Origin of the sequence: Acinetobacter sp. HA, assembly GCF_000264725.1 — a bacterium.
Classification (GTDB): domain Bacteria; phylum Pseudomonadota; class Gammaproteobacteria; order Pseudomonadales; family Moraxellaceae; genus Acinetobacter; species Acinetobacter schindleri.
Genome location: NZ_AJXD01000028.1, coordinates 1 through 13,695 on the forward strand (window position 1 = coordinate 1; position 13,695 = coordinate 13,695).

At 41.4% G+C, this 13,695-nt stretch carries 7 protein-coding genes; 3 read left to right on the forward strand and 4 right to left on the reverse strand.

Translation table 11 applies throughout. The features are described from left to right. Together HADU_RS15505 and metH are read right to left on the reverse strand one after the other, a co-directional pair. Window positions 1-1,987, reverse strand: a 1,987-nt coding sequence (locus tag HADU_RS15505) for a hypothetical protein (RefSeq protein ID WP_155756518.1), incomplete at its 3' end; no start/stop codon positions are given. A 91-nt stretch (window positions 1,988-2,078) separates the two neighbouring features. Continuing rightward, window positions 2,079-5,765, reverse strand: coding sequence for a methionine synthase (gene metH / locus HADU_RS06980; protein ID WP_008304764.1), 3,687 nt, complete (start codon window positions 5,763-5,765; stop codon window positions 2,079-2,081). A 515-nt stretch (window positions 5,766-6,280) separates the two neighbouring features. Between metH and HADU_RS06985 the strand changes: the two genes are divergently transcribed. Then, window positions 6,281-7,900: an inorganic phosphate transporter gene (locus HADU_RS06985; protein ID WP_008304765.1), complete on the forward strand. Its 1,620-nt coding sequence runs from the start codon at window positions 6,281-6,283 to the stop codon at window positions 7,898-7,900. A 374-nt stretch (window positions 7,901-8,274) separates the two neighbouring features. On the opposite strand, the gene HADU_RS06990 is transcribed toward HADU_RS06985, so the two are convergent. Together HADU_RS06990 and HADU_RS06995 are read right to left on the reverse strand one after the other, a co-directional pair. After that, window positions 8,275-9,816 (reverse strand): hypothetical protein, encoded by a 1,542-nt coding sequence (locus tag HADU_RS06990; RefSeq protein WP_008304767.1) that lies wholly within the window; start codon window positions 9,814-9,816, stop codon window positions 8,275-8,277. Between the two features lie 201 nt (window positions 9,817-10,017). Further along, the gene (locus HADU_RS06995; protein WP_008304768.1) at window positions 10,018-10,635 is read right to left on the reverse strand and encodes a rhomboid family intramembrane serine protease; all 618 of its coding nucleotides are present in this window, start codon (window positions 10,633-10,635) and stop codon (window positions 10,018-10,020) included. A 160-nt stretch (window positions 10,636-10,795) separates the two neighbouring features. On the opposite strand from HADU_RS06995, the gene nfuA reads away from it, so the two are divergent. Together nfuA and HADU_RS07005 are read left to right on the forward strand one after the other, a co-directional pair. Beyond that, complete coding sequence (nfuA, locus tag HADU_RS07000) at window positions 10,796-11,434, forward strand: Fe-S biogenesis protein NfuA (RefSeq protein WP_004810902.1); 639 nt, start codon at window positions 10,796-10,798, stop codon at window positions 11,432-11,434. Window positions 11,435-11,612: 178 nt separating this feature from the next. Further along, a complete protein-coding gene (locus HADU_RS07005) occupies window positions 11,613-13,676 on the forward strand; it encodes a TonB-dependent receptor domain-containing protein (RefSeq protein ID WP_008304772.1) in 2,064 nt (687 codons plus the stop codon). Window positions 13,677-13,695: the final 19 nt, after the last annotated feature.

A 13,695-nucleotide genomic window follows, 5' to 3' on the forward strand; every position in this document is an offset into this window, starting at 1 on the left:
TTTCTGTTTCTGTTTCTGTTTCTGTTTCTGTTTCTGTTTCTGTTTCTGTTTCTGTTTCTGTTTCTGTTTCTGTTTCTGTTTCTGTTTCTGTTTCTGTTTCTGTTTCTGTTTCTGTTTCTGTTTCTGTTTCTGTTTCTGTTTCTGTTTCTGTTTCTGTTTCTGTTTCTGTTTCTGTTTCTGTTTCTGTTTCTGTTTCTGTTTCTGTTTCTGTTTCTGTTTCTGTTTCTGTTTCTGTTTCTGTTTCTGTTTCTGTTTCTGTTTCTGTTTCTGTTTCTGTTTCTGTTTCTGTTTCTGTTTCTGTTTCTGTTTCTGTTTCTGTTTCTGTTTCTGTTTCTGTTTCTGTTTCTGTTTCTGTTTCTGTTTCTGTTTCTGTTTCTGTTTCTGTTTCTGTTTCTGTTTCTGTTTCTGTTTCTGTTTCTGTTTCTGTTTCTGTTTCTGTTTCTGTTTCTGTTTCTGTTTCTGTTTCTGTTTCTGTTTCTGTTTCTGTTTCTGTTTCTGTTTCTGTTTCTGTTTCTGTTTCTGTTTCTGTTTCTGTTTCTGTTTCTGTTTCTGTTTCTGTTTCTGTTTCTGTTTCTGTTTCTGTTTCTGTTTCTGTTTCTGTTTCTGTTTCTGTTTCTGTTTCTGTTTCTGTTTCTGTTTCTGTTTCTGTTTCTGTTTCTGTTTCTGTTTCTGTTTCTGTTTCTGTTTCTGTTTCTGTTTCTGTTTCTGTTTCTGTTTCTGTTTCTGTTTCTGTTTCTGTTTCTGTTTCTGTTTCTGTTTCTGTTTCTGTTTCTGTTTCTGCATTAATACTTTCTATATAAGATGGTTGTTTACCAAAGATTTCAATAAAGGCTTCATTGAAATGATCAGTTTCACGAAAATTTCTGAAACATGGCCATTCTAGGAAAGAAACTTCACTTATTTCTTCAGATTTACCAGCTTTGACCATATATTTTTTTGCTAGTTCAAAATCTTCTTTGAGCACTGCTGCGCATAGCTGATATGATATTTTGCATGCAGACCAATCTTCTGCATCAAGAATTTTATTAAAATCTTTGCCACTAAACTTATAGGAAATAGCTCGATTTATAACAAAAACCAGTCGTTGTCCCTCGGAGCTCCATTTTTTTAATACATTGCATGCAAAATCTAATAAAATTGATGCTAATTCATACTCCTCATTAATTAATAATTCATATGTAATATCACTTAAACTATCATCTGCTTTTTCAATATCTTTCGGAAATTGTTTTCTCCATAGTACTTGAGTCAATTTCACGGGAATTTCAAAAAGTGTTTTGTAAACAAGCTCGATATATTCTTTATTCGCACGAAGTTTTTTTCCCACTTGAATTTCAGAATCTAGTTTATATTTAGCTGCTCTACATTTTTTTAAATATTGTTCAGAAACTAATCCATTGCAATGTACAAAAAGGTTTCTTCGTTCGGTGAGTTCTATAAAAACTGGCCATGATTCCAACCCTGTTTTTAGAGTTAAATTATATTTACTTTCCATCCAATCAAATTGTTTTGAGTGACTTTCCCTTAATAAATTTTCAACTTCCTGATTTATAATTTTTTCACGAGCTTCTTCAATACTATTTAAAGTACTCAACTCTTCAAATGTTATTGTTTTTTGTTCAGCTTTAAGTAATTCTGGTCTATTTTTTAGAATATAAGTATTCAATTGTCCTAAGAACGAATCATATTCGGAAACAAAGGTTACCAAAAATGATTGTGGTAATATTTCTAATGCTAATTGGGCTTGTTTTCTCTTTTTACTTATACGGCCTATTAAACGAGCATGTTTGAAACTAATTTCAAAACCAGTAGTTCCATCTTCATGTGTAATAGGGTTGCCATATTCTTCTACAGTCTTATTTAGACTGTCATTTGCATTAGTAAAACTTTCAAACGCTGATTTCATTTGAAAAGGAATAATTTCATTTAAGGCTACAATTTTATGTAGATACTCATCAAGTATTTTATGAAGCTCTATGTTTTCCATATTTTTGTATATTAAAGTTATAAATTACTAATATTATAAAATAAAACCCCCTCGCTCGAGGGGATTTTTTCTACTCTAAATTAGAGGAATCTTACACGATAGAATCATCCAGATTTGGCGCTAACCAGCGTTTCGCTTCATCCAGTGTCCAGCCTTTACGCTTCGCATAATCTTCCAGCTGATCGCCAGAGATTTTGCCCACATTAAAGTATTCAGTTTCAGGATTCGCATAGTAGAAACCGCTCACTGATGAAGGTGGCCACATGGCAAAGCTAGAAGTCAGGTAAGTACCCATCTTCTCAGTAGTACCTAACCAGTCAAACAATGGTGCTTTTTCAGAATGTTCTGGACAAGCAGGGTAGCCCGGTGCAGGACGGATGCCGACATACTTCTCTTTGATCAATTCATCATTGTCCAGAGTTTCGTCTGCCTGATAGCCCCAGAACTCTTTACGGATCCGCTGGTGAAGATGCTCTGCAAAGGCTTCGGCAAAACGGTCACCCAAGGCTTGAACCATAATTGCATTATAGTCATCCCCTTTGGCTTTATATTCCTGAGACAGCTCTTCTGCACCAAAGATCGATACAGTAAAGCCACCCAAGTAATCCTGAGCCACACCTTTAGGTGCAATAAAGTCAGCCAATGAGTAATTTGCTTTACCAGTGACTTTGTCAGATTGCTGACGCAAGTGTTCGAAAGTATGCGTTATATTGCCAGCTTCATCAGTCACCGCAACGGTATCCGCTGCGACACGGTTGGCAGGATAGATGCTAAAGGTTGCACGTGCATCGAAACGTTTATTCTCGATGATGTCTTTGAGCATTGCTTGAGCTTGTTCATACAAGTCACGTGCTGCTTCGCCCACCACTTCATCTTCAAGGATTTTCGGGAATTTGCCCGCCAGACTCCAGGAAATAAAGAATGGTGTCCAGTCGAAGTATTCAACCAAGGTTTCTAATGGATAGTTGGTGAAGGTTTCGGAACCAATGAAATTTGGTTTAACGGGTGCATTCTTGTCGAAGTCGATTTTGAAGCCATTTTCAACTGATTCAGCATAAGACAGTTTTGCTGCTTTTGGCTGCTTGTTGGCAAGACGGGTACGGATTTTTTCATAATCCGCGGCATAGTCCGCCATCAATTGTGGTTTCATTTCAGCAGAAAGTAATTGTGTGGTCACACCTACAGCACGAGATGCATCAGCCGTATAGAACACACCATCATTTTGATATTGCGGAGCAATCTTCACCGCAGTATGCGCTTTCGATGTAGTCGCACCACCAATCATCAGTGGAATGTTAAAGCCTTTGCGTTGCATTTCTTTGGCAACAAAGACCATTTCATCCAGTGACGGTGTGATCAAACCAGATAGACCGATTATGTCCACTTTTTCATCAATTGCCGTTTGTAAAATCTTCTCGCAAGGCACCATTACGCCAAGGTCCACGATGTCATAACCGTTACAGCCAAGCACCACGCCCACAATGTTTTTACCAATGTCATGGACATCGCCTTTTACTGTTGCAAGCAAGATTTTACCTTTGGCTTCGCCTTGGGTTTTTTCCGCTTCAATAAATGGGTTTAACCAAGCCACGGCTTGTTTCATGACACGTGCAGATTTCACCACTTGTGGCAGGAACATTTTACCAGCACCGAACAGGTCACCGACCACGTTCATACCTGCCATCAATGGACCTTCAATGACATCTAAAGGACGCACAGATTTTAAACGTGCTTCTTCAGTATCTTGGTCAATGTACGTGGTGATGCCTTTCACCAATGCATATTCAAGACGTTTTTCAACCGATTCATTACGCCATTCCAGGTTTTCTTCGGCTTTTTGTGCGCCTGCTTGACCACGGTATTTTTCAGCAATAGTCAGTAATTTTTCAGTCGCTTCTTGACCGCTTTCACCTTGATTACGGTTCAATACCACATCTTCAACAGCTTCTTTCAGTTCTGCATCGATATCATCGTAAATCGCAAGCTGGCCGGCATTCACGATCCCCATGGTCAAGCCTTTCTGGATCGCGTGATACAGGAACACCGCATGGATTGCCTCACGTACAGGCTCGTTACCACGGAATGAGAATGATACATTGGAGATACCGCCTGAAATCATCGCATTTGGCAGGTTCTGTTTAATCCAGCCTGTGGCTTCAATAAAGTCCACGCCATAGTTGTTGTGTTCTTCAATACCGGTTGCCACTGCAAACACGTTCGGGTCAAAGATGATGTCTTCAGATGGGAAGCCAACTTCATTTACCAGCACATCGTAAGAACGTTTACAGATTTCTTTTTTACGCTCTGCCGTATCCGCCTGACCATTTTCATCAAATGCCATTACGATCACCGCCGCACCGTACTGACGGCACAGGCGGGCACGTTCTACAAACTCGTCATAACCTTCTTTTAAGGAGATCGAGTTCACCACGGCTTTACCTTGTACGCATTTCAAACCTGCTTCAATGATCTCCCATTTAGAAGAATCGAGCATGATGGGTACACGTGAAATATCAGGTTCAGATGCGATCAGATTCAGGAAGTGCACCATTGCAGCTTGTGAATCGAGCATGCCTTCATCCATGTTGATATCGATGATCTGCGCACCGGCTTCCACCTGTTGACGGGCAACGTCCAACGCTTCTGTGAAGTTTTCTTCTTTAATTAAACGAAGGAATTTTTTAGAACCAGTCACGTTGGTACGTTCACCGACGTTCACGAATAATGAATCTTTGGTGATGTTAAATGGTTCTAAACCACTTAAACGGCATGCAGGCTCAATTTCAGGAATCTGGCGAGGAGCAATGCCCTCAACCGCCTGAGCAATCGCGCGGATATGATCTGGCGTCGTACCACAGCAACCACCGGTGATATTGATCAAGCCGCTTTCAGCAAATTCTTTAATGAGTGCTGCCGTTTCTTCAGGGGTTTCATCATAACCACCAAACGCATTTGGCAAGCCTGCGTTAGGATGCGCAGAAACGAAAGTGTCGGCAACGTCAGACACGGTTTTTACGTGTGGACGCATGGCATCTGCACCCAGCGCACAGTTAAAGCCGATTGAAATCGGTTCTGCATGACGCATTGAGTTCCAGAACGCTTCAGCGGTTTGACCGGTCAATGTACGGCCTGAAGCATCGGTAATCGTACCTGAGATCATGATTGGCAATTCATAACCAATTTCTTTAAAGACTTCTTTCACCGCAAAGATCGCAGCTTTGGCATTCAAGGTATCAAATACCGTTTCGATCAGGATGATGTCCGCACCACCTTCGATCAGTGCTTTGGTCGATTCGATATAGTCGACTTTTAAAGCATCAAAGGTGATGTTACGAAATGCAGGATCATTTACGTTTGGTGAAATAGAGGTGGTACGTGAAGTCGGACCAATTACACCTGCCACAAAACGTGGTTTTTCAGGGGTTGAGTAGTTCGCGCAGGCCTCTTTGGCAATACGCGCTGCTTCACGGTTAATTTCCGGAACCAGATCTTCCATGTGGTAATCCGACATTGAAACACGCGTACCGTTAAAGGTATTGGTTTCAATAATGTCAGCGCCCGCTTCAAGATACGCTTCGTGGATACCTTGAATAATTTGTGGTTGTGTTAAAACCAGAAGGTCGTTGTTGCCTTTAAGGTCATATGCCCAATCAGCAAAACGCTCACCCCGATAATCGGCTTCTTCCAATTTATGGCGTTGGATCATGGTACCCATCGCACCATCGATAATTAAAATTCTTTTGGCAAGAAGTTCTTTCAGGGTGGCAAGTGTGGACATTCAGACTTTCTCAGTAAGCATCAAAAACGGCAATAATCTTAACAGATTAGTGCGCAGTTTTCTGTAGCCATTATTCAGAATGCTGGATATGGCTGATATGAAAATCTGATAAGCAAATTGAACTATGCATAGAAAGCTGAAAACAGATAGAAAACAGAAAGCTCGAAGTCAGTTATGGAGGAATTTGACCGAAAATAAAATATAAATGAGTTTCATGAAAGTGTCATATGACTGGGGCAATATAGAGTCAACTGTGACAGGCTCAGGAAGATGACAGTTCTGAGAAAATGTTCAAATTTATTGCAAAACATGAATGAAGTTGAGTGGATAAGCGGTTTTTATTTAAATAAATTGTTGATTTTTATTTTTAATTTTAATATTGATAGTATGTGGCTTTAGGATGAACGGCAGCAAGAAAGTCTAAAAAATTGGTCTATATGACGGCGCTTTGTCATATAATTGTCACAATTAAACTGAACAATATGGGGATTCTTGAATCCTCTATTCCTGCTTGCATGAATTCTAATCAAACTCCCTCAGGTTCAGCCCATCAGTCGCCTTCACATAAGTCGACTAATGTTCATGTGCCAACACCGAAATTTTTTATGCCGGTGTTTCTGACTGTAATTATATCTACGCTGATTTATATCGGCTTTCAGTTGACTTCAGATCTGGCGCATGTTCCAGCAATCGGTCTGTATTCGATGATTCTTTTAGCCACAGCGCTATTTATTGCGCTAGGCTTTGAATTCGTCAATGGTTTCCACGATACAGCCAACGCGGTTGCCACCGTAATCTATACCAACGCATTGTCTGCACCGGTTGCAGTCATGTGGGCAGGTTTCTGTAATTTCCTTGGGGTAATGGTGGCCAGTGGTGCCGTTGCTTACGGGATCATTGCATTACTTCCTGTTGAACTGATTATGAACGTGGGTACAGGTGCCGGTTTTGCCATGGTCTTTGCCATGTTGATCGCCGCGATTCTCTGGAATCTGGGCACCTGGTTCCTGGGTATTCCTGCTTCTAGTTCACATACCCTGATTGGTTCGATTCTGGGTGTGGGCATTATGAACTATCTGCTCAATGCAGGTGGCGGTGCTTCCGGTGTGGACATGGAACAGGTGATGAAAGTCGGGAAGGCACTTTTATTTTCGCCTTTGATCGGTTTTGCTTTTGCTGCAATCTTGTTCTTGCTGGTGAAAAAAATCTTCAGAAAGCAGCTAGAGCTGTTTAAGCCACCTGAAGGTAACAAGCCACCACCACCACTGATTCGTGCCATTCTGATTTTTACCTGTACTGGTGTAAGCTTTGCCCATGGTTCAAATGATGGTCAAAAAGGTATGGGCCTGATCATGCTGATCTTGATCGGTTGTGTACCTTTGGCATACTCGTTAAACAAGAATCTTGATGCACAGCATATCCAGTCTTTCGGTCAATTATCTGCTCAAACTGCTGATGTGATCTATCCACAGCATGATGATATTCCGGATGAACAGGCACGTGCCGTAATTACCAAATATATTCAGACTAAAGAGTTAAATGCTGAAGTTGTACCAGCATTGGCAAGCTTAACGGATCATTTGGGTGAAAAAGTCGGTTCATACACGAACATTAAAGATGTGCCTGAGGCGCAAGTTTCAGAATTCCGTAATGACATGTACTTGAGCACCACAGCATTTAAACGCTTGGATAAAGCAGAAGCTTTGCCTGCGATGACTGCTGCACAGGAAAAAACAGTTGACGAATATCGTGATAACCTGGATTCATTCCTGCAATACATCCCGACTTGGGTAAAAGTGGCGGTTGCTTTGGCACTTGGTCTAGGTACCATGGTGGGCTGGAAACGTATTGTAGTGACTGTAGGTGAGCGTATTGGTAAACAACATATGACTTATGGTCAGGGGATGTCTGCCGAGCTGGTAGCCATGACTACAATTGCTGCTGCAGACGGTTTCGGTATGCCGGTATCAACGACTCATGTCCTGAACTCTGCGGTTGCAGGTACGATGGTAGCGAACAAGTCTGGCCTGAACTTCCAGATGGTGAAAACGATTCTGTCTGCCTGGGTGTTCACACTGCCAGCAACGATCTGTCTGTCAGGTGGTTTGTACTGGGTACTGTTAAAAGTTTTCTAAGAAAATTTGATGTAAAAAAAACGCTGCCGAGGCAGCGTTTTTTATGACGTTTTGAAAAGTTTAAAAATCGAAAGGTTTTAAATTATGATGAAGGCGACAGGGATGTCGCCGTTAGGTTGTCTTGCGTAATTTTTTAAAGCAATGCTTAAAAAATTACTCAGGATATATCATCAGCCTAACAAAAGATTTTTGTTACCTTGTGAAGACATGCTTCTCATATTTCAAAAGTAAAGAAAAAAAGAATGTATAGAATGGATCAACTTCAATTTTCTTTAAAGTCCATTCATAAAAATTTGAAAGATTCAAAGCCTATATTGACCTCTTCCTTGCGCAGCAGTGCTGCTCATCTCCTAGGAGGAAAAAGAACTTTCAATTTACTTCTTCAACTTACCTAACAATCCTTTCGGCAACTTATCCGTCGCAAAACCATACAGCGCAGCAAATGGCAGTGCAGTACGTGCCAGATAAGCCACTCGCCATAAACCACCATGATTTGCACCGGACATCATCAGCTCAAGTGGATGATTCAGTTTTACATCTGGATTAGCAACAGACTCCGGATTACGCAGATCATGAATCCATAAGGCTGCCATAATCGCATTGGTAGTTTCTGGTGCAAAAGCTTCGACATCAAACAGGCTGGCACCATTAAACGCAGCTTTAAGCAGCGGATTCTTGGTTACAGAATAAGTGGTTGTAGAAGGTGCGATATTAATACTGACACGTTGGCCATTGGCACGTGCCAGTGTCGCACGCCACTGCTGGATACGTTTTGCCAGCGCATAGTTCGGGCCTTGTTCAACCACCAAGCAGTCACATATGCCATAGGATTGATCAGCAACTTTGAATAAATCTTGTGCATTTTTCTTAAAGAAATGTTTGCGTGAGATTAGCGAAATACCTTTGGTCAAAGTACTTTCCAGTTTAGACAGTTGCTGGTATTTGCTTTGTGATGCTTGAACCACTTCTTCTGGCACGGCATAGACATCAGTTGGCGTACACATATACATCAGACTGGTATTGGCTTTCTGCTCGCTAACGTGTTTCATGATTGCATCCATTGCCATGGAAACACGCACATGTTTTTCACCATCCAGATAGGCGATTGCTGCCAGATCCAGGTTTTGCTTGAACTGAATCAGCCATTGGGCAATTTCTGGAATTTGCGTCAACAGGTTGGCACCGAGCTTTTCTTTTAGAACTTCAATTGAAGTATCCGCTGGCAGAGTTTCAGCTGAAGGCGCATATAAAGTAGCATTACCTTCACTTACCGTATCCAGAATCTTGCTCCAGACACGGGTATTTGGCAGGTCAATTGCCACGATATTGGCTTTCCATTTAGATAACCAGGTCAGTGGACCCGCTTCAGAAGCAGCACCGAACAGCACCGTGGTACGATCTGACAGGTCAAACCATTCCGGATGGGCAATACATTCACGCAGGGCATGAGCATGACTTGGCTCGACGATACCACGTTCTTCCCATAGTTGGATCTGGTTCAGTAGGGCTTGTCCCTGCAATTTTTTACCATGATAAGGCACATACCATTCAGGAGCTTTTTCAGACTGACCTTTCAGCTGAAAGGTACTCAGGTTTTGCGCAGGTAAAGACATTACATCTTTGAGTAGATGCTTCTGGCCATCACGGTAATATTCAAAACTGGCATGCGCTGTTTTCAGACCTTGTTGGGCAATATTCAATGCTGCACCTGGAGAGCGCAGGCCATCTTCAACCAGATGTTTAAAGTGAACCGGATATTGCTTACGCCAGTTTTTTTCCTGTTGAGCTGCGCTGGCATGTACAGGATCAACAGCGTTTAAGGCTTCAGAAATGATAGTGCGGCCAATTTTTGAAGTGCTAGGTTTTTGTTGTGAAGCAGAAATAGGGAATTGAAGACCGTCTGGGGAATTGGACATGCAAAATATCTCGCGATTTACAGCAATTAATATACAGATGTATACATTATCACTGCAAAATCCACTCCAAGGTTGGCAATATATGACATCCTGACTTTTAAAATTATTACGAGATGTTTCCAACTAAAAGGAAGCACATGGCTTCCTTATCATCACTCGTTTAAAAAAATAATTCTCAGTACCCTTCATGAATGAAAGAATCTAGAAGGGGAGTTGAGCCAGTTTATTTAGGAAGTGTGGAATAAGTCGAGGTTCCAGGATAATGGTCATAATCACACCATAAGCCGCCCCCCAAAGATGGGCGCTGTGATTGATATTGCTGTTCCCACGTTTGCCAGACCAGACACTATAAGCGACATAAAGTACTGCAAAAATAATGGCCGGCACAGGAATAAAAAACACGAAAATCAGTTTCCATGGCTCAAACAGAATATAGGCAAATAGCACTGCTGATACTGCACCCGAGGCACCCAGACTTGCCCAGCGTGGATTATTTTTATTTTGCAGATAACTCGGAATAATTGCCGCAATCAGACCACCCAGATAGAACAGGACAAAGCCCAGATCATAAAGATACTGGCGATAAAAGCTCTCGATAATACTGCCAAAGAAGAACAGCGTAATCATATTGAACAGTAGATGTGTGCCATCTGCATGAATAAAGCCATGCGAAATAAAACGGTCATATTGACCACGTTGAATTGCTGGTGGCCAGAAAATCAAACGGTTCATGACCTGCTCTTTGGAAAAGGCAATAAAAGAGATGATGCAGGTAATCAGAATAAGGGTAACGGTATGATTAAAGGGTAAATGCAGCATAGACGGCAGTTCTAATTCTGAAGTAGTAATCCTTAATCTTGCCATTATTCTGACATTTAGGTAGTACTTTTATAATAAATCCGACAATTTTAGTTGAAATTTTAAATTTACCCCGCATCTTCAGTTAAAATAGCAGCTTCAGCTTGAGGAAATTATTGTTATGTCGACTGAGAACAGCAGCACTGCAGTTACAGAAGAAATTCCAAATCTATTGATTACACCGACTGCACAAGAGTATTTAAAGGATCTACTGGAAAAGCAAAATACACCAGGTATTGGTGTACGCGTTTTCGTGGAAAATCCGGGTACACCGCGCGCTGAATGTTGCATGGCTTATAGTGCACCAGATGAAGTTGTACCGACAGATTACAAGCAGGATTATCCAGAATTCCCTGCGTACATCGATACTCCATCTATTCCTTATTTGCTTGATGCAGTAATTGATTACAACAAAGACCGTTTTGGTGGTCAGCTGACTTTCCGTGCACCAAACTCTAAAGTGCCACGTGTAGGTCCTGATGCCTCTGTAGAAGAGCGTATTACTTACGTGCTTCAGTCAGAAATTAATCCAGGTCTGGCAGGTCATGGTGGTAACTGTGCACTGGTTGAAGTGGTTGAAGATCCTGAACACGGTTTGACTGCTGTACTTAAATTTGGCGGCGGCTGTCAGGGCTGTTCAGCAATTGACGTGACTTTGAAACAAGGCGTTGAAACAACTTTGAAACAGCACGTTCCTGAGCTTGCACGTGTGGTTGACCAGACTGACCATAGTCAGGCTGAAGGTGCATACTTCAAGTAAGTAGCAAATAAAAGTTAGCTTATAAAAAAGGCCTCAAATAATTGAGGTCTTTTTTTATCTGCAATTAATAATGATAATAATTATCAATAGTAATTGTGTTTAGAGTAACATTTGATACAATGCGTCACAATTCCATCAATATTTCTTCATAAATCTACTTCTGGGGCGTAAATAGAGTATGAACACACCGTTTTTGAAATCGACGTTAGCTTTTGCAATCGGCTCGGCAATGGCGGGCAATACATTTGCAGTAGAAGTTGGTGCTCCACAAGTTGAAGCTGCGAAACTGCAAACGATTGTGGTAACTGCAACAGGTTATGAACAAGACCTGGCTAAAGCACCTGCATCCATTACGGTCATTGATCGTGAAGAATTAGAAAAGCGTGAATATAACGACATTACCGATGTATTGCGTAATACGCCAGGGGTCGTAGTTTCAGGTGCAGGTTCTGCACAGACCATCAGTATTCGTGGCATGAGCTCAAATTACACCTTGTTTCTAGTAGATGGTAAGCGTCAATATGGTAAAGATGTAAACCCAAATGGTGATGACGGTGGTTTTGAAAAAAATATCCTGCCACCAATTGCCGCAATTGAACGTATTGAAATTATCCGTGGTCCAGCATCAACTCTTTATGGCACAGACGCCATGGGCGGGGTAGTCAATATCATTACCAAAAAAGTGTCTGATGAATGGTCTGGCAATATTGAGTTAGGGACCATCATTCAGGATAGTAACCGCTCAGGTGATATCAAAAATGGTTCTGTATATCTTGCCGGTCCTTTAATTGCAGATAAGCTTGGCTTGCAACTGGCAGTCAATAAGCAGGAACGTAATGAAGATCGTTATGTTGGCGGCTTCCGTGGCACCGAGCGTGAAAGCTTAAACTCGCGTTTGACCTATGCGATTAATGATGATCATGATGTGCAAGTTGAAGCCAATTTTGTACAACAGGAATCTACGACTTCAGTCGGTAAAACGGTAGCACCCGCTCAAGGTGCTGCAGATTCGTTTTCGCGCAATTATCGTAATGTTTATTCAGTAACTCATAATGGCCGTTATAACGATAACTTGGACAGTTCATCATATATTCAATATGAAAATTCAAAAAATCCGGATCGAGGCAATACGGAACTGGGTACCAAAGGAATTACCTTGGATACCTGGACTGCTAACAGTCAATGGAATTTGTTATTGGGTGACCATACTTTATCATTTGGTGGATATTTTAAAGATGAAAAGCTCGAAGATAAAGCCACTAACCGTAATCCGAATTCACCTGAGTTTAGTGAATTGACGCGATGGTCTGCTGCAGCATTCTTGGAAGATACCTGGAGCATGACAGATCGTTTCGATTTAACAGCCGGCCTACGTTATGACCATGATGAAAACTATAGTGGTCATTTATCACCACGTCTGTATGGGGTGTACGCTATAAATGATAATTTTGTTGTAAAAGGCGGTGTAGCTACAGGTTATAAACAACCTGATATTCGTGCAGCCACTGAAGGTTTCTATAGTGTTACCGGTGGTAGCGGTTCACCATTACCAACAGGGCGTGGCATCATTCGTGCGAATCCGGATTTAGAACCTGAATCGAGTCTATCTACTGAACTGGGCTTCAACTGGAAAAATGATTATATCAGTACTTCTATTACCGGCTTTATCACTAAATATGAAGACCGTATTACCGAAGTGCGTGCCTGTGAAACCGATACCGATGGTACAACGACAAACCGAAATAACTGGCAAAACTGGACATGTTTCGAAGGAGACACGCCGTTTTACTTCATCAGTGAGCGTATTAACGTGGATGAAGCAGAAATTCGTGGTGTGGAAGCTACTTTAGAAGCTACTTTAAATGACTATACGACATTAACTGCAAATTATACTTATACAGATTCCGAGTTTAAGTCGGGTGATTTTAAAGGTCAGCCACTGAACCAGATGCCAGAACATATGTTCAATATCGGGGTAGATTATGAATTAAGCGATGCATTAAATGTATGGAGCCGCTTGCACCATCGTTCTGAAACATCTGCTTACCTGAGTCGTACCTCTATAGCCCAGCCGAATCCAGGCTATCAATTTATAGACCTTGGTTTTAACTACAAATTTAGCCCGAGCCTGACAGGTAAATTTGGGGTCTATAATCTGCTGGATGAAAAAGCAGAAGATATTGATGGTGACCAATTATTAGATGGTCGTCGTTACGGTATCAGCTTAAATGCAAAATTCTAAATCTGTGAGTATAAAAAAA